This window comes from Mesorhizobium sp. M0317 (assembly GCF_040321555.1).
Taxonomy (GTDB): domain Bacteria; phylum Pseudomonadota; class Alphaproteobacteria; order Rhizobiales; family Rhizobiaceae; genus Mesorhizobium.
Genome location: NZ_JAMYRV010000004.1, coordinates 99,043 through 115,874, shown reverse-complemented (window position 1 = coordinate 115,874; position 16,832 = coordinate 99,043). Strand labels below are relative to the sequence as shown.

The following is a 16,832-nucleotide window of genomic DNA, read 5'->3' as shown; positions in this document are numbered from 1 at the left end:
ATGGCGAACCGGGGTGGCGGTGTGACGGCGTACGCCGGATCGAGACTACCCCCACCCCGCTCCGCTTCGCGAATCGACCCTCCCCACAAGGGGGAGGGTGAAAGCTGATGGGCGCCTACATACTGCGCCGTATCCTGCTGATGATACCGACCCTGTTCGGCATCATGGCGGTTGCTTTCGTCGTCACTCAATTCGCACCGGGTGGACCGGTCGAGCAGGTCATTGCCAGCCTGACCAACCAGGGCGGCAACGATCGGCTCGGCAGTGGCGGCGGCGATGCAGGAGGTGGCGGCAATTTCGATGTGGCCGGCGATGTCGGTTCGAAGTACCGCGGCGCGCAAGGGCTCGATCCTGAATTCATCAAGAAGCTGGAAAAGCAGTTCGGCTTCGACAAACCGCCTCTCGAACGCTTCGGCATGATGCTGTGGAACTACGCGCGCTTCGATTTCGGCGACAGCTATTTCCGTGACATTTCGGTACTCAACCTGATCCTGGAGAAGATGCCGGTTTCAATCTCGCTCGGGCTGTGGATCACGCTGCTCTCCTATCTGATTTCGATTCCCCTTGGCATCCGCAAAGCGGTCAAGGACGGCTCCGCCTTCGACATCTGGACCAGCGGCGTGATCATCGTCGGCTATGCCATACCGGCCTTCCTGTTCGGCATATTGCTGATGGTGCTTTTCGCCGGCGGCTCGTTCTGGGACTGGTTCCCACTGCGCGGCATCGTCTCCGACAATTGGGACCAATTGTCGTGGCCCGACAAGATCGTCGATTATTTCTGGCACATGACCTTGCCGCTGACGGCGCTGGTGCTGTCGGCCTTCGCGACGACGACGCTGCTGACCAAGAACTCCTTCCTGGAAGAGATACGCAAACAGTATGTGGTGACGGCCCGTGCCAAGGGCCTGTCGGAGCGGCGGGTGCTTTACGGACATGTGTTCCGCAACGCAATGCTGATCGTCATTGCCGGCTTTCCAGCGGCCTTCATCTCGGCCTTCTTCACCGGCTCGCTTTTGATCGAGAACATCTTTTCCCTCGACGGTCTCGGGCTGCTCGGTTTCAGGTCCGTGTTGGCGCGCGACTATCCGGTCGTGTTCGCCAACCTCTATATATTTTCGCTGCTTGGTTTGTTCGTGACGCTGTTGTCCGACCTGATCTACACATGGGTCGATCCGCGCATCGATTTCGAGCGGAGAGACGTCTGATGACGCAGGCTGCAGCCGAGATCACACCGACAAGGATCGCCCGCCCCTGGCTGTCGCCGCTCAACAAGCGGCGCTGGCAGAACTTCAAGGCCAACCGGCGCGGCTACTGGTCGTTGTGGATATTCCTCGCTCTGTTCGTGCTGTCGCTGTTTGCCGAACTGATCGCCAACGACAGGCCGATCGTCGCCTACTACAAAGGCGAGATCCTGTTCCCGGTGGCGGTCGCCTACCCCGAGGAAAAATTCGGCGGCTTCTACGCCGTCACCGACTATCGCGACCCGGTCATCCGCGACGAGATCAACGCCAATGGCTGGATGATCTGGCCGCCAATCCGCTATTCCTACCGCACCGTCAACAATGCGATCCCCGACGCCGCTCCCGCAAAACCGTCATGGGAATACGACGCGCAGAGGCGATGCAGCCAATATCCGCAAGGCGCTGCCGATCCTGACTGCATTGTCGGCAACTGGAACTGGCTGGGTACCGATGACCAGGCGCGCGACGTGCTGGCGCGCATCATCTACGGGTTTAGGATTTCCGTGCTGTTCGGGTTGATCCTGACTGCGGGTTCGTCGGTTATCGGCGTCGCCGCCGGCGCGCTGCAAGGGTATTTCGGCGGCTGGACCGACCTTCTCTTTCAACGCTTCATAGAAATCTGGTCGGCGATACCGCTGCTGTATCTGCTGCTGATCGTCGCCGCCATCCTGCCGCCGGGCTTCTTCATCCTGCTCGGGCTGATGCTGCTGTTCTCCTGGACGTCGCTTGTCAGCGTGGTGCGCGCCGAATTCCTGCGCGCACGCAACTTCGAATATGTCAACGCGGCCCGCGCGCTTGGTGTGTCCAACCGCACCATCATGCTGCGCCATCTTCTGCCTAATGCCATGGTGGCGACGCTGACCTTCATGCCTTTCCTGGTCAGCGCCTCGATCTCGACACTGACCTCGCTCGACTATCTCGGCTTCGGCCTGCCGCCCGGCACCGCGTCGCTCGGTGAACTGCTAAAACAGGCGCAGAGTAACCTCAATGCCCCCTGGCTCGGTATATCGGGCTTCATCGTCATCTCGCTGATGCTGTCGCTGTTGGTGTTCATCGGTGAAGCAACGCGCGATGCCTTCGACCCGCGCAAGGCGTTCCGATGAGCGAACTCCTGCTCTCCGTCCGCGATCTCAGCGTTGCCTTCACCCAAGGCGGCAACGAGTCGACCGCCGTCGACCACATCTCCTTCGACCTCGCCAAGGGCGAGACGGTGGCGCTTGTGGGCGAATCCGGTTCCGGCAAATCGGTCTCGGCGCTGTCGGTGCTGAAGCTTCTGCCCTACCCGACGGCCAGCCATCCCTCGGGCAAGATCCTGTTCCAGGGCGCCGACCTTTTGGCGATGAACGAAAAGCAGTTGCGCAGCGTGCGCGGCAACAAGATCACCATGATCTTCCAGGAGCCGATGACCTCGCTCAATCCGCTGCACACGATCGAGCAGCAGATCGTCGAGATCCTGGCGCTGCACCAGGGCATGGGCGACCGCCAGGCCAAGGCGCGCACGCTGGCGCTGCTCAACGAGGTCGGCATACGCGAACCGGAGAAGCGGCTCGACGCCTATCCGCACCAGCTGTCCGGCGGCCAACGCCAGCGCGTCATGATCGCCATGGCGCTGGCCAACGAGCCTGAACTGCTGATCGCCGACGAACCGACGACGGCGCTCGACGTCACTGTCCAGGCGCAGATCCTCGAATTGCTGGCGGGGCTGAAGAGCCGCAAGGGCATGTCAATGCTGTTCATCACCCATGATCTCGGCATTGTCAGAAAGATCGCCGACCGCGTCTGCGTGATGACCAAAGGCAAGATCGTCGAGACCGGGCCGACCAGGGACATCTTCGCCAACCCGCAGCACGCTTATACCAAGCACCTGCTCGCCGCCGAGCCGAAGGGCAAGCCGCCGGCCACCAACGACGCCGCCAAACCGGTTATGACCGGCAAGGACATCAAGGTTTGGTTCCCGATCAAAAAGGGTTTCTTTCGCACCACCGTCGACAATGTGAAGGCTGTTGACGGAATCGACGTCACCGTACGCGCCGGCCAGACGCTAGGCGTCGTCGGCGAATCCGGCTCCGGCAAGACGACGCTCGGGCTGGCGCTGGCGCGGATGATCTCATCGACCGGCACCATCCAGTTCAATGGCAGCGACATCAACCAGCTTTCCTTCAACGCCATGCGGCCGCTGCGCCGCGAGTTGCAGATCGTTTTCCAGGACCCATTCGGCTCGCTCAGCCCGCGCATGTCGGTCTCGGAGATCATCGAGGAAGGCTTGAAGATCCACGAGCCGAAGCTGTCGCCCGACCAACGCGACGACAAGGTCGTCGCCGTGCTGAAGGAGGTCGGGCTCGATCCGGCGACCAGGAACCGCTATCCGCATGAATTCTCCGGCGGCCAGCGCCAGCGCGTCGCCATTGCGCGCGCCATGGTGCTCAATCCACGCTTCGTCATGCTGGACGAACCGACCTCGGCGCTCGACATGAGCGTGCAGGCGCAAGTGGTCGACCTCTTACGCAATCTGCAGGCCAGGCACGACCTTGCCTATCTGTTCATCAGCCACGATCTGAAAGTCATTCGCGCCCTTGCCAATGACGTCATCGTCATGCGCAATGGCAAGATCGTCGAAGCCGGCCCTTCCGAACAGATTTTCGAGCGGCCGCAGACCGACTATACGAAGGCGCTGATCTCGGCCGCGTTCAAGATCGAGACGGCGCCGGTCGGTATCGTCAGCGAATAACAGGGAATACAATCCGCAAATGGAAAAAGGCAAAATCCTGCTTGCCGTCACCGGCTTTCATCCGCAGCGCTGGCGCGAGCTGCTGTCGGCCGAGCGCGAAGTGGTGCTGGAGCCGGACGGCGCTTCGGATCCGTCGATCACCTATGCGGTGGTGTGGAAGCAGAAGCCGAACCTCTTGAAATCGCTGCCCAATCTACGCGCAATCTTCTCGATCGGCGCCGGCGTCGACCATATCTTCGCCGATCCCGGCCTGCCCGATGTGCCGATCGTCAAAGTGGTAGCCGACAACCTCACCCAATACATGACCGAATATGTCGTCTGGCGGGTGCTCGACCATCATCGCCAGGGCATGCTCTATCGTGCCCAGCAGCCGAAGAAGACCTGGCACGAACCGCCGCAGCGGCCGGCCGGCGACATCTCGGTCGGCATTATGGGGCTCGGCAATCTCGGCCGCGCCGCGGCGTCGGTGCTGTTGTCGCTCGGCTTTGCCGTCAATGGCTGGTCGCGCAGCGACAAGGCCATGAAAGGCGTTGCGACCTATGCCGGAGAGGCCGGGCTGATCCCCTTCCTCAACGCCACCGACATACTGGTGGTGCTGCTGCCGCTGACGCCGGATACGCACGGCATCATCAATTACGGCGTGCTGAAGGAATTGCGCAAGCGCAACGGCCTCGGCGGCTCGGTGCTGATCAATGCCGGGCGCGGCCGGCTGCAGAAGGACGCCGACATATTGCGCGCGCTGGGCGACGGCACGCTGAAGGAGGCGAGCCTCGACGTGTTCGAGGTCGAGCCGCTGCCGAAGACCAGTCCGCTATGGAGTCACCCGAAAGTGTTCGTGACGCCGCACGCGGCGGCGACCTCCGACCCTGTCCACCTGGCGCCGAGCATGTTGCGGCAGATGGATGCCTTCGAGCGCGGCGAAAAGCTTGATAACGTGGTCGACCGCAAGGCGGGGTACTGAGGAAGTTCAGGTTCAGCTCGGCAGACTGAACTTCTTCTGCTTGTTGGGCTTGCCGCAGTCGCGGCGGACGATCGAGCGGTTCATGGCGTCGATCTTGCCACTTGCCAGATCAGTATCGCGCTTGCTTTTGGAGCGCATATCCGGCGTGAACGGGCCGAAGCCCATCGCCGGATTGGAGAAGCTCGGCTTGGCGTCCGTCGACAGATGGTATTGCTGCGCCAGTTCGTTGCGCTGCGCCAGCAACTGGTCGCAAGGCACGTTGTCATATTGCAGCGACGATTGCACGTCCTGGTCCTGCCGCTCCGACATCGAACCGCCCATGCAGCCGGTCATTGCCAGGCAAGACACCAAGACCATCATGTTCCAGCGCATGTGTTCCTCCTCAATGCCTGCCGAGGGCTTTTCTCGGCTTGTATCCTACCTGATGCCGCGCCAGCCGCAAAAATCCTATTCACGTTTTCGAACAAGACGAGACATCAACCCTTGGACGAGGGCACCGCCAGCGCGGCAAGCCCGCCGACCGGCTGGCGGCGATCCCAGCGGATGACGGTCGGCTGCATCGACAGCACCGACAGGCCGTTTGCGGCAAGCACCCGCTCGACATAGGCTTGAGAATGGGCGTAGCGACGAGACGGCTGCAGCGCAAAACCGGCGTCGCCGCCCGCCCCGCCCTTGGCTGGCGTTTCGACGGAAAAGGCAAACAGGCCATTGGTGGCCAGAATGCCGGCGACGGTCTTCACCACGCGATCGAGCGCGCCGACGTAGATGAACACGTCGGCCGCCGCCACCAGATCGGCTTTCGGCCCGGCATAGGCGAAATGCTGCAGATCGGCCTTGGCGAGCAGGTCGTAGACGCCCTTGGCGCGGGCCTTTTTCAGCATGGCGGCGGAGATATCGTAGCCCTCCAGCCGTTCGGCGACCGGCCGCAGTTTCTCGCCCATCAGACCGGTGCCGCAACCGAGATCGAGCGCCAGCGAAAAGCGGCCCGGTCTTGCCGCGCGAATGGCGCGATCGAGAAACTCCGGCAGCCGGTAGCCGAGCTTGTCGACCAGCGAGTCCTCGAAAGTCTCGGCATAGTGGTCGAACAGCGTCTCGACGAAGGCGCTGGGTGGCGCTGCGGCAGCCGGCGCCTTGCCGATCAGCTGCAGCTTCAGCGCAGCACCCAGGCGATCCGCCGGGTCCAGTTTCAGCACCGTCGCCCAGGCCTGCGTCGCCAGGTCGAGCAGCCCCGTTGCCTCCTGCATCTCGCCCAGGCGGAACCAGCCCGCCGCCCATTGCGGCGCCAGTTCCAGCGCGCCGAGCAGCAGCTCCGCCGCTGCCGCGTGCTCGCCCGAGCCGAAAAGCATCTCGGCATAGTCGGCGCGACGGTCGGCGATCAGGTCGCCGGACGAGATTTTCAGCGGTTGCATGGCGATGGCCCCGCCGGCTGATGCGGCCGGTGGCTGGCTGTAGGCCGAGTCAGCAGTCTCTTGCAACAGGCTTCCCGCGCTGGAATTAGCCACTATCTTGACTGGATGCGCGCCAGCGACCTGCTCCATCCCCGGCCTGAAGGCCTTTATTGCCCATGCGGCGATTTCTTCATCGACCCGGTGCGGCCAGTCGACCGGGCGTTGATCACGCATGGCCATTCCGACCATGCCCGATCCGGCCATCGTTCGGTGCTGGCGACGCAGCAGACGCTCGACATTATGGGGTTGCGTTATGGCGAGGATTTTGCCGGGACAACGCAAGCGGCCGTGCTTGGCGAAGCGATGGCGCTGAACGATGTCAGCGTCACCTTCCATCCGGCCGGCCATGTGCTGGGCTCGGCGCAGATCGCGGTCGAGCACAAGGGCAGGCGCATCGTCGCCTCCGGCGACTACAAGCGCCAGAAGGACGCGACCTGCGCACCGTTCGAACCGGTCCAATGCGACGTCTTCATCACCGAGGCGACCTTCGGCCTGCCGGTGTTTCACCATCCGCCCGACACGGAGGAGATCGCCCAGCTGCTCAAATCGGCGGCGCAGTTTCCCGAGCGATCGCATCTGGTCGGCGCCTATGCGCTGGGCAAGGCACAGCGGGTGATGCGGCTGCTGCGCGATGCCGGTTATGACAGGCCGATCTATATCCACGGCGCGCTGGCCAAGCTCAGCGAATATTACCAGAGCCAGGGCATCGACCTCGGCACGCTGGAGCCGGCAACCGTCGACAGCGGCGGCAAGCAGGATTTCACTGGGGCCATCGTTGTCGGCCCTCCATCGGCCTTCGCCGACCGCTGGGCGCGGCGCTTTCCCGACCCGATCTCATGCTTCGCCTCGGGCTGGATGCGCATCCGCCAGCGCGCCAAGCAAGGCGGCGTCGAACTGCCGCTGATCATTTCCGACCATGCCGACTGGGATGAACTGACCGCTACCGTCAAGGAGACGGGCGCCGGCGAAATCTGGGTGACGCACGGCCGCGAGGAAGCGCTGGTGCGCTGGTGCGAGCTGGAAGGCATCGCCGCCAGGCCACTGCACCTTGTGGGCTATGAGGACGAGGGCGATTGAATGGTGATTTTTGATCCAGAAATCGCCGGCGCGGCGATCCTTCCCACCCCCCTCTGGCCTGCCGGCCATCTCCCCCGCAAGGGGGGAGATCAGATGTCACCTCCGCTTTCGCCAATCGCCAACCTCGCAAGATGGGCGGCAAGATCAAGGCTGCCAATCTCCCCCCTTGCGGGGGAGATGTCCAGCAGGACAGAGGGGGGTGTGCCAGAGCGCAAACCTCTGCCGTCAACGCGGTCCTTGCATCCATGAACCGCTTCGCCGAACTCCTCGACCGCCTGGTGCTGACGCCGTCGCGCAATGGCAAGCTGACACTGCTCGTCGATTATTTCCGCAGCGTCGAGGACCCCGACCGCGGGCTGGCGCTGGCGGCTATCACCGGCGACCTCAACATTGCGGCGGTCAAGCCGGCGATGCTGCGCACGCTGGTCACCGAGCGCATGGATCCGGTGCTGTTCGGCTATTCCTACGACTATGTCGGCGACCTTGCCGAAACCGTCTCGCTGGTTTGGCCGCAAACGCCGGGACATATCCCCAACCGGGAGCCGACGCTTGGCGATGTCGTGGCGACGCTGCAGGCGGCGAGCCGCTCCGACGGACCCAAGGTGCTGGCCGGGCTGCTCGACAGCGCCGGCATTTCGGCGCGCTTTGCCATCATCAAGCTGGTCACCGGCGGCTTGCGCATCGGCGTTTCGGCGCGGCTGGCCAAACAGGCGCTGGCCGATTTCGGCAAGGTCGATGTCGCCGAGATCGAGGAGCTGTGGCACGGGCTGACGCCGCCCTATATCTCGCTGTTCGCGTGGCTGGAAGGCAAGGCCGAGAAGCCGAAGCGGACCGCACTTGCCCTGTTCAGTCCGGTGATGCTGTCGAACCCGGTCGGCGACGGCGACCTCGAAAAGCTCGATCCGGCCGACTATGCCGCGGAATGGAAATGGGACGGCATCCGCGTTCAGGCGGTGTGCGAGGGCGGCGTGCGCCGGCTCTATTCGCGCACCGGCGACGATGTGTCCGGCGCATTTCCCGATCTCGCCCAGGCAATGGATTTTTCCGCCGCGCTCGATGGTGAATTGCTGGTCGGCGAGCCGGTGGCGACCGGCACCTTTTCGGACCTGCAACAGCGGCTCAATCGCAAGAGCGTGGCCCCGAAGATACAGCAGCAATACCCGGCGTTCATGCGCTGCTACGATGCGCTGCAGATCAACGGCCAAGATTTGCGCGCGCTACCTTTCCGCGAGCGGCGGGCCCGTCTTGAGGCCTTCATCACAACGCTGGACCCGCACCGTTTCGATCTGTCGCCATTCGTCGAATTCCCGGATTGGCAAACGCTGGAGGAACTGCGCCGCGCGCCGCCGCACCCGATCATCGAAGGCGTGATGCTGAAGCGCTGGGATTCGCCCTATCTCGCGGGACGGCCGAAAGGCCCGTGGTTCAAGTGGAAGCGCGATCCGCACACGGTCGATGCTGTGCTGATGTATGCGCAGCGCGGCCATGGCAAGCGGTCAAGCTTTTATTCCGACTATACGTTCGGCGTCTGGTCGGGGCCGGAAGGCGCAGAGGAACTGGTGCCGGTCGGCAAGGCCTATTTCGGCTTCACCGACGAGGAGCTGAAGCAGATCGACAAATTTGTCCGCGACAACACGGTCGAGCGTTTCGGCCCGGTGCGCTCGGTGCGCGCCGACCGCAGCCAAGGCCTGGTGCTGGAGGTGGCGTTCGAAGGTCTCAACCGTTCGACTCGCCACAAATCCGGCGTTGCGATGCGATTTCCCCGCATCTCACGGCTGCGCTGGGACAAGCCGACCGCCGAAGCCGACCGCATCGAGACGCTGCAGGCGCTGCTGGATCGCTAGGCAGCGCTCACGGTTCGATCGAGACGCGGATCTCGTAGATGTCGACCGCCTTGCCCTGCTTGTCGAAGTCGGAGTTGATGGCGATGCTGCCGGCGGCGCCCGGGGGCTTGTCGGGGAATTTCACGTCGAACAGATATTCGTTACGCTGCTGGCCGACCGCATAGCGCTTGCGGCCGCAATCGCCGAGATCGCCGAAATTGCAGTCGACGGAGATCTGCGTGTCCTTGCCGTCCTCGGCGCGGGCGACGATGTCGAACACGGCATGTTTGCCGGCAAGCTTCTCCAGCACGCCCTGCCCGACATCGAAGCTGATGGCCGAGCCGGAAGCACCGGAGCGGATGCGCAGGAAGGAGCCGGTGTCGTCCTGCACGACATCGGCCTTGGCGTCGGACGGGGTCGCCACATGCGTTGGATCGGTGGGTGTAAACACGTTGATCCAGTCGCGCGTCTGTTCGGCGACACCAGGCTGCTGCGGCGCGCCAGGCTGCTGCGGCTCAGTTGTATCGGCAGGCGGCGTGAAGTCGTCATCGTCGACGGTCGGCGGCGCTTCGGGCGGCGCCGTGTCGAGCTGCGCCGGGGTCTTGAAGACCCCGGTCTGGACGGCGAAATAGAGGCCGATGCCGGCGGCGGCGAGCAACGTCACGCCAAAGAAGATCGCCGTCAGCGGCAGGCGGCGGCCCCTTATCCGCCTTTCATCGCGGTCAGGCGCCACTTCCGCCGCGGCCTCGGCCGGCGCGGAATCGGCCATATCGATCGCCGGGGCGCCGGGCAGCGTGGCGTCAGGCATGATGTCGGGGACGACCGGCAGCACGCGCGAACGCGGCGCGTCGGATGCCTCGGGCTGAACCGGTCCATCAACGACGATCGCCGGCGACGGTCCGGCCGCGACACCTGTCGGGGCATCGACCGCGGGCGCTTCGCCGGCGCCCTGTACGGCGTCTTGCGCCTGCGCAACGCGTTGCGTCAGCGCGGTATCTTGTGTCTGCGCAGCGCTCTGCGTCTGCGCAGCGCTCTGCGTCGGCGCGGCGACATCGGGGACCGCGGGCAGGAATTCGGATTCGATCTCGGCGATCTTTTCCTGCACCGCCTTGCGGCGCTTGATGGCGGCTTCCACCGTCACGCCGGGATTGGCCTGGAGCACGCGGTCGAGCGCCGCGAAAGCCGACCGATAGACCCTCTCGCGAAATGCCCGGTCCTCGGCGTTGCCTTTCTCGAAGGCGTTGCGGATCGCTTTTTCGATCGCGTCCAAGCGAATTTCCCCTGTCCGTTCGCTTACATTGCCATGATCGTTAGCCGCAGGCGACCAATCAATCAACGGGCGAGCGCCCGCATTCTGCCTTACAGGCCTGTTCAAGGCCCATTTCGATGCGTTTTGGCAATAAAATCAGTCCGTTTTGCCGCCTTGCCGGGCAGTTTGTGCGCAGTCCACCGCGACGTCTCCGCGTAGCCGAAAAAGCAAATGAGGCGGTGGCTCATTGCGCGCCAATGGAAAATGCCGGGACGAATTGCCGGATGCCGGCTCGAAATCGCGGTTGCCCATCTTGAATTAGCGGCCGGTTGAGTCTATCACCCAGCCGATCCTGGAACCTCGCGCTTCCCGGGCCGCTTTAGCTCAGTTGGTAGAGCACATCATTCGTAATGATGGGGTCAGGTGTTCGAGTCACCTAAGCGGCACCAGTTCTCCATCCGACGCAAGCGTGACGGCAGGTGCAAGGCTAATGCACGTCACTCCCTACGCCAACACCGGCACTTCCTGTCTGCCTCGTCGACATGCGCCATATGGCCGCCGCCACAGGATTGCGTCGTCAGACGCTTGACCATCGACTATGCTGCATCGCGCAAGATCGACAGCCTAGAGAACCCGACAATACAAGCATAATTTATAAGATACAAAACCACTATCTTGGAATAATCTTCGTCAATTTTGACCTATATCAGACACTCCGGATTATAGTTGTGTAATTAAACCGTGCCTTTTCTGACATGGTACTACTGCTCATGCAGCATTGCGGACGTGAAAAACCCTGATCGACGCAACGCACTCGCAAATCATACCCATTTTTAGCACTAACTCACACAAATATTACAGCTCGATAGATATTTTGTGTTGCACTGCACCATTGCCCGGTTGCACCATTTCTTGGGGGATTTGGTACTGGGAAGTGCGCCGTGGAGGATTCCGCCAAGTTGATCAGCTTGAATTTTTCGCTGGCCAGCACCGATTTCGAGGCTGCCCCGCGCACAAGGCGCGGGTTTGATGTTGTCGGCGCACTCTCGACGCTGGCAGGCCTCGACCTGAGGCCCGGAATGCAGGGCCGCTGGCTTCATCGGAGATTTCAGACCGGCGGAAATGGCTGATGGCGGTCGCGCGTGACAATCAGTTGGACGCTCTGCGCGCCATCGCTGTCACGATGGTTCTCTATTCCCATTTCCTTGCACCCAACGGGTCCTCCTTTTGGGGCCACATCGGGGTGCGGCTTTTTTTTGTGCTGAGCGGCTTCCTGATCACACGACTGCTGCTCGAAGCGCGCGCCGCGGCCGAATTCAAAGCCGGCCCTGCATTGAGTTCCTTCTACATCAGGCGCGCGCTGCGCATATTCCCGCCCTATTTCGCCGTGCTTGGGTTCGTCTGGCTGACCGATCTGGAGCAGTCCAGTGGATCGCTCGTCTGGCATGCGCTTTACCTGTCGAATTTTTGGTACGCGCTGCGCAACGAATGGACGCCCTGGCTACTCTGCCATTTCTGGAGCCTGAGCATCGAGGAGCAGTTCTATATCGCCTGGCCGCTGGTCGTGCTTCTCGCACCTCGCCGGCGGGTGGAAGCGATCACTATCGGCGTCATCCTGTTGTCGCTGGCCTATCGCTTCTACTGGCCGATCACCGCCACCCCGGCGCTAGCGCGCGACCTGCTGCCGCCAGCATCGATGGACGCGCTGGCGTTTGGTGCTTTGCTTGCCTGCCGGCGGACCAGAGGCGCCGGCCTGCCGCAATGGATGCGGCTAGGCTGGCCAGCCCTTGCGGCTGTCTTCCTGGCGATTGAGTGGCTTATCCCTGCGCCGGCCGATCCTATGCTGGAATGGGCCCGCTGGGCGTTACTGCAGATCCTGCCCCTGGTGCCGCTGGTGGCCGTTGTCGCCGCCTGTTCAGCCGGCCTTGGCGGCGTCCTCGGCAGGGTTTTCGAACTGCCACCGCTGCTGTCACTGGGCCGCATCAGCTACGGCGTCTATCTTTACCATCCGATCCTTCTGTCGCTCGCCGTCAAGTCACAGCCCTGGATCCCGCTCAATGTCTCGGAGCAGGGGCCAGGGCGTTTCCTGGTCGCGGGCGCCGCCACGATCGCCGTCGCTTCGATCTCGTGGACGACTTTCGAAAAGCCGCTCAACGGCCTCAAGCGCCGCTTCCCCTATGTAGCGCGCCGCCGCTCCCAGGCTCGCGCTGGCGATGCCGGCTGGCTCGGCAGGGCGGCGGACGCCTATCCCGGCGGATCCCCCGATGGCCGCGCCGCACTCGAACTCCGGCGAACGGATGCGCAGAGATGACCACCGCGCCGCTCGTCTCCGTCCTGCTGCCGGTCTACAATGCCGGGCCTTATCTCACCGCTGCGCTGGAGAGCATTCTGCGGCAAGACTACGATCGCCTGGAGGTCATCGCTATCGATGACGGATCGACTGACAACTCGCTCGAGATTCTCGAACGATACCGCCGGGCAGACAATCGCGTTTCTGTCATCTCGCGTGAGAACCGCGGCCTCGTCGCCACCCTCAATGAAGGGCTACGACTGGCCCAGGGCGAGCTTGTTGCGCGAATGGATGCGGACGATGTCGCCTATCCCCGGCGCCTCTCGCGCCAGGTCGCACTGTTCGAGCGGCGGCCCGATCTCGGCTTCTGCGGCGCCTGCGTCGATACCTTGCTTCACGGCCGTATCGCCAAAGGCAGGCTAGACCCGGTGTTCCGGCTCGGCCGGCTCGACATATTGTCGATGTTCTTTACGATATTCTTACATCCGACGGTGATCTATAACAGGAATGTCATTGGGAACAACGATCTCTATTACGATCCAAAATATAGGCATGCCGAGGATTTCGATCTCTTCAGACGGCTTGCCGGCCGTTTCCCGGCGACCATATTGCCCGATAGCCTGCTCGTCTATCGCATCCATGCGGGAAGCGTGACCATGCGGCATGCCAAGGAAATGCGCAGGACGCATTTGCGGATCGTGGCCGAAAATCTCGAGCGTGAGGGGCTTGCGGAAACCACAGCGGATCTGCGCGACATCGGCGAGGCCGTCTCTTTCGACACGGTTTCGCGCGCAGCCGATTTCATCCGTGCGCTCGAAGAGCGGATTTCCGAGCTGCCGACCGACACACGGCCAAGCTTCGAGGCAGGCGCGCTGAACCTGTTCTATTTCCTCTACCAACTCGTCGGCGACGAAGGAGAACCGCCGCTGACCCACGAATTGCTCACGCGGACGGCGAGATGGAATTTCATCCGGCGCCGCGAACAATATGCGCTGCGTCCCGGCGTCCGGGCGCCTTGGCTCAGCCTGCTCTCGATAAGGGCCGGAAAGCGGGCGGACGCGGTGGCGTACTTCTTCAAAACCACGCCGGCCGAAGCGGTGCTTGCGCGTTATCAGCGGGGACTGGTATGACCGACAGGCCCCACCCGCTCCTGCGCGATCACCAGTTTGCGAGTGCACCTGTCCCGACATCTCCCCGATCGGAGCGGCCGTCGCTCGAGGTCAGTTTCATCGTCTGCACGCGCGACCGCGCCGCTGTGCTGGAGGCTTGCATAGCCTCGATCCAGACCGCATGCCGGGTGCACGCCACCTTCGCGGCAGAGTTGGTGGTGGTCGATAATGGTTCACGGGACGGCACGTCAAAGCGGCTGGCCGCTATCGCCGAAACTTCCGACATCCCAGTCACAGCCGTCTCGGAGACTCGCCCCGGACTAGCCGCTGCCCGCAATGCCGGATTGGCGCGAGCGCGAGGCCGCGTGCTGGTCTTCGTCGACGACGACTGCAAGCTCGACCGCGACTATCTCCGCGACCTGGAGCGGCACTACCGGAGTGGCGAGAAGTGGCTGATCCGCGGCGGCCGGGTCGAGCTCGGTGATGCCCGGGACCTGCCCTTCACCATAAAGCTCCGCGAGGCAAGCGAGCGGCTGACCCCGGCGGTCCACCCCGGCGGCTTCGTGCTCGGCTGCAACATGACCATGCACCGCGACGTCGCGGCCCGCATCGGCTCGTTCGACGAACGCTTCGGCGCTGGCGGCCCGCTACGCTCGGCTGAAGATACTGATTATCTCGTGCGGGCGATGCTGCTCGGCATGCCGGTCGAGTATGTGCCCGACATGACGGTCTTGCATCATCACGGCCGGCGAGACCGCAAATCGATCGACAGGCTGCACCGCGACTATAGCCTCGGTAATGGTGCGCTGTGCCTGAAACATGTCCGCCACGCCCCTTGGCTGCTTCGCCATGTCTATTGGTCCGCGCGGGCCGCGTTCAGGGAACTGGCGGGCCGTCCTCGCTTTGACCGCGACCTCGATCTGTCGCACTGGCCTATTGTCGTTATGAATCTGGCAGGTGCCGCCAGATTTGCGCTGCTCGTCATGATGGGATGGCCAAAACGGCTGCCGCTGCGCCACGACCGAGAAGCCAGCGAAGCCAATGCGGAGGCCAGAGCGCGATAATGTCACTGATTCCGTCAGCCCTGCCAATGCTGCGCCGCGCGCTTGGTGGCAGGCTGTTGCGGCTCGTTCCCGTCGTGGTGGGGCTCGGGCTTGCGGGCGCCGCGCTGGAAGGCCTCGGCATCGGTCTCATCATTCCGCTGCTCGGCATCATTATGGGACGTGGCGAAACATCAGGCATGGCCGGTTTCTCCGCCCTCCTCCAGCAGGTTGGAGCGGACCTCGGCGAGCGCCAGCGGCTGATCGCCATTTCGGCCGCGATCCTCGGTTCGATCGTACTGAAAAATGTCTTTGCCTTCGCCAACACTCTGCTGACCAGCTACATCTACGGCAAGGCAGGTTATTCGATCCGTAGCGCACTGTCGGAGCAGTTGCTCAGGGTCGGCTACCCCTTTTTCCTGCAGCAAAGCCCCGGGCGGCTGCTCAACATCATCTCCAACGAATCCTGGCGAGCATCCGACGCTATCCAGGCCCTGCTCGGCGCGATCGTCAGTGCCTCGGCCGCCGTCATCCTGCTCGCCTTCCTCCTGCTCCTCTCTTGGCAGATGACGCTGCTGGTGACTCTAGGGCTGGCGCTTGTCCAGCTGGCGCACGGGGTTTTGTCGTCCAATCTGAAGGCGCCGAGCCGCAGCGTCGTCTCGCGCAACAGCGCACTGGCGTCGCAGATGCTGCATCTGGTGCATGCCGGGCGCCTGATTCGCATCTTCGGGCAGGAGAACCGCGAAAAGGCGGTCTTCGCCAAAGCGTCCGACGGGGTGCGGCGGGCGGCTTTCGTGCTTTCAATCCGCCAGGGCGTCTTGCCGCCACTGACCGAGGTATTGCACGCGATGCTGTTCCTGGCGGTGGTGATCGGAGCCTGGCTGGCGAATGTAAGCTTCCCGCTGACCGTCGCCTTCCTCATCCTGCTCTACCGACTGCAGCCGCATATGCGGGCCTTGCAGATGTCCTGGAGTCAGTTGCAAGGCATGAGCGGCTCGCTGGAGGAGGTACAATGGCTGCTCGATCCTTCCGACAAGCCCGAGGCGCCGCAGGGCAGCCTGCCGTTCGACGGCTTGCGCCAAGGGATCAGCTTCGATGATGTGAGCTTCGCCTATTCCGGTCCCCTGTCAGGCCCCGACGCGCGCGAGGCGGTGCTGCATAAGGCGGTGTTCGATATCCGCAGCGGCCGCTCGACGGCGCTGATCGGCCGCTCGGGCGCCGGCAAGACGACGATCGTCAATCTCCTGTGCCGCTTCGTCAAACCCGACAGCGGCAGGATCCTCGTCGATGGGGCACCGCTCGATGAAGTCGACCCAAGCCAGTGGCGGCGGAACATTGCCCTGGCCAGTCAGGAGCTGGAACTGGTCGATGGCACCATTTTTGAAAACATTATCTACGGCTACGACACGGCCTCGGCCAGCGACGCCATGCGCGCCGCAAGGCTGGCCGAGGCACATCAATTCATCGAGCACCTGCCGCAGGGTTACGCGACGCTGGTCGGATACCGGGGCATCAACCTGTCAGCCGGACAAAGGCAAAGGATCGCCCTGGCGCGGGCGCTGGTGCGCGATCCCGATATTCTCATCCTCGACGAAGCCACCAGTGCGGTGGATGGGTTGTCAGAAGCCGCTATTGTCGAGACGCTGAAGTCGCGGGCCGGCCGCCGCACCACCATTGTCATCAGTCATCATTACAGCACCATATCGTTCTGCGACGACGTGGTGATCTTGAGCCGCGGTCGGGTGAAAAAACAGGCCCCCTTCGCAACCCTGGCAATGCTCAGCATGGACGAGCTTTACCAGCACGGAGCGGGTGAGTGATGGGGCGCACCCCAACCTGCGACGCGGCTTGCGCCCGGCAGCTCGC

Annotated in this window: 14 protein-coding genes and 1 tRNA gene; 12 read left to right on the top strand and 3 right to left on the bottom strand. The window is 63.1% G+C overall.

Going from position 1 to position 16,832, the window contains the following annotated elements:
* The first annotated feature begins 107 nt into the window (after positions 1 to 107).
* Genes NKI88_RS05855 through NKI88_RS05840 form a run of 4 tightly spaced genes read left to right on the top strand, consistent with a single transcriptional unit; the run spans position 108 to position 4,930 of the window.
* On the top strand, positions 108 to 1,205 hold the full coding sequence (locus tag NKI88_RS05855; RefSeq protein WP_023688770.1) for a microcin C ABC transporter permease YejB: 1,098 nt from the start codon (positions 108 to 110) through the stop codon (positions 1,203 to 1,205).
* Positions 1,205 to 2,344, top strand: a complete 1,140-nt coding sequence (locus NKI88_RS05850; RefSeq protein WP_023682037.1) for an ABC transporter permease — start codon at positions 1,205 to 1,207, stop codon at positions 2,342 to 2,344. The genes NKI88_RS05855 and NKI88_RS05850 overlap by 1 nt, the downstream gene beginning before the upstream one ends.
* Positions 2,341 to 3,969 (top strand): ABC transporter ATP-binding protein, encoded by a 1,629-nt coding sequence (locus tag NKI88_RS05845; protein ID WP_023708188.1) that lies wholly within the window; start codon positions 2,341 to 2,343, stop codon positions 3,967 to 3,969. Before NKI88_RS05850 ends, NKI88_RS05845 begins: the two co-directional genes overlap by 4 nt.
* Positions 3,970 to 3,988: 19 nt before the next feature.
* Positions 3,989 to 4,930, top strand: a complete 942-nt coding sequence (locus tag NKI88_RS05840) for a 2-hydroxyacid dehydrogenase (RefSeq protein ID WP_023682039.1) — start codon at positions 3,989 to 3,991, stop codon at positions 4,928 to 4,930.
* A 12-nt stretch (positions 4,931 to 4,942) separates the two neighbouring features.
* Here NKI88_RS05840 and NKI88_RS05835 read toward each other — a convergent pair whose 3' ends face one another.
* Together NKI88_RS05835 and NKI88_RS05830 are read right to left on the bottom strand one after the other, a co-directional pair.
* Complete coding sequence (locus NKI88_RS05835; RefSeq protein ID WP_352654168.1) at positions 4,943 to 5,302, bottom strand: hypothetical protein; 360 nt, start codon at positions 5,300 to 5,302, stop codon at positions 4,943 to 4,945.
* A 104-nt stretch (positions 5,303 to 5,406) separates the two neighbouring features.
* Positions 5,407 to 6,339 (bottom strand): class I SAM-dependent DNA methyltransferase, encoded by a 933-nt coding sequence (locus NKI88_RS05830; protein WP_352654166.1) that lies wholly within the window; start codon positions 6,337 to 6,339, stop codon positions 5,407 to 5,409.
* A gap of 105 nt (positions 6,340 to 6,444) precedes the next feature.
* Here NKI88_RS05830 and NKI88_RS05825 point away from each other — a divergent pair, with 105 nt between their 5' ends.
* Together NKI88_RS05825 and NKI88_RS05820 are read left to right on the top strand one after the other, a co-directional pair.
* Positions 6,445 to 7,455 (top strand): ligase-associated DNA damage response exonuclease, encoded by a 1,011-nt coding sequence (locus NKI88_RS05825; protein ID WP_352654248.1) that lies wholly within the window; start codon positions 6,445 to 6,447, stop codon positions 7,453 to 7,455.
* Between the two features lie 245 nt (positions 7,456 to 7,700).
* Positions 7,701 to 9,299 carry a cisplatin damage response ATP-dependent DNA ligase gene (locus NKI88_RS05820; protein ID WP_352654164.1) on the top strand — a complete coding sequence of 533 codons (1,599 nt, stop codon included), beginning with the start codon at positions 7,701 to 7,703 and terminating at the stop codon, positions 9,297 to 9,299.
* 7 nt (positions 9,300 to 9,306) lie between these two features.
* On the opposite strand, the gene NKI88_RS05815 is transcribed toward NKI88_RS05820, so the two are convergent.
* Complete coding sequence (locus NKI88_RS05815; protein WP_352654162.1) at positions 9,307 to 10,548, bottom strand: hypothetical protein; 1,242 nt, start codon at positions 10,546 to 10,548, stop codon at positions 9,307 to 9,309.
* 352 nt (positions 10,549 to 10,900) lie between these two features.
* Here NKI88_RS05815 and NKI88_RS05810 point away from each other — a divergent pair.
* From NKI88_RS05810 to NKI88_RS05785, 6 genes are all read left to right on the top strand, one after another.
* A tRNA-Thr gene (locus NKI88_RS05810) sits at positions 10,901 to 10,976 on the top strand.
* Between the two features lie 492 nt (positions 10,977 to 11,468).
* Positions 11,469 to 11,657 (top strand): hypothetical protein, encoded by a 189-nt coding sequence (locus NKI88_RS05805; protein WP_023682045.1) that lies wholly within the window; start codon positions 11,469 to 11,471, stop codon positions 11,655 to 11,657.
* On the top strand, positions 11,657 to 12,838 hold the full coding sequence (locus NKI88_RS05800) for an acyltransferase family protein (protein WP_352654160.1): 1,182 nt from the start codon (positions 11,657 to 11,659) through the stop codon (positions 12,836 to 12,838). The genes NKI88_RS05805 and NKI88_RS05800 overlap by 1 nt, the downstream gene beginning before the upstream one ends.
* Entirely contained in the window at positions 12,835 to 13,947 is a 1,113-nt protein-coding gene (locus NKI88_RS05795) for a glycosyltransferase family 2 protein (RefSeq protein WP_352543455.1), read from the top strand. Before NKI88_RS05800 ends, NKI88_RS05795 begins: the two co-directional genes overlap by 4 nt.
* The gene (locus tag NKI88_RS05790) at positions 13,944 to 14,990 is read left to right on the top strand and encodes a glycosyltransferase family 2 protein (RefSeq protein ID WP_023712595.1); all 1,047 of its coding nucleotides are present in this window, start codon (positions 13,944 to 13,946) and stop codon (positions 14,988 to 14,990) included. The genes NKI88_RS05795 and NKI88_RS05790 overlap by 4 nt, the downstream gene beginning before the upstream one ends.
* Positions 14,990 to 16,786: an ABC transporter ATP-binding protein gene (locus NKI88_RS05785; protein WP_027049321.1), complete on the top strand. Its 1,797-nt coding sequence runs from the start codon at positions 14,990 to 14,992 to the stop codon at positions 16,784 to 16,786. The genes NKI88_RS05790 and NKI88_RS05785 overlap by 1 nt, the downstream gene beginning before the upstream one ends.
* Positions 16,787 to 16,832 lie beyond the last annotated feature (46 nt).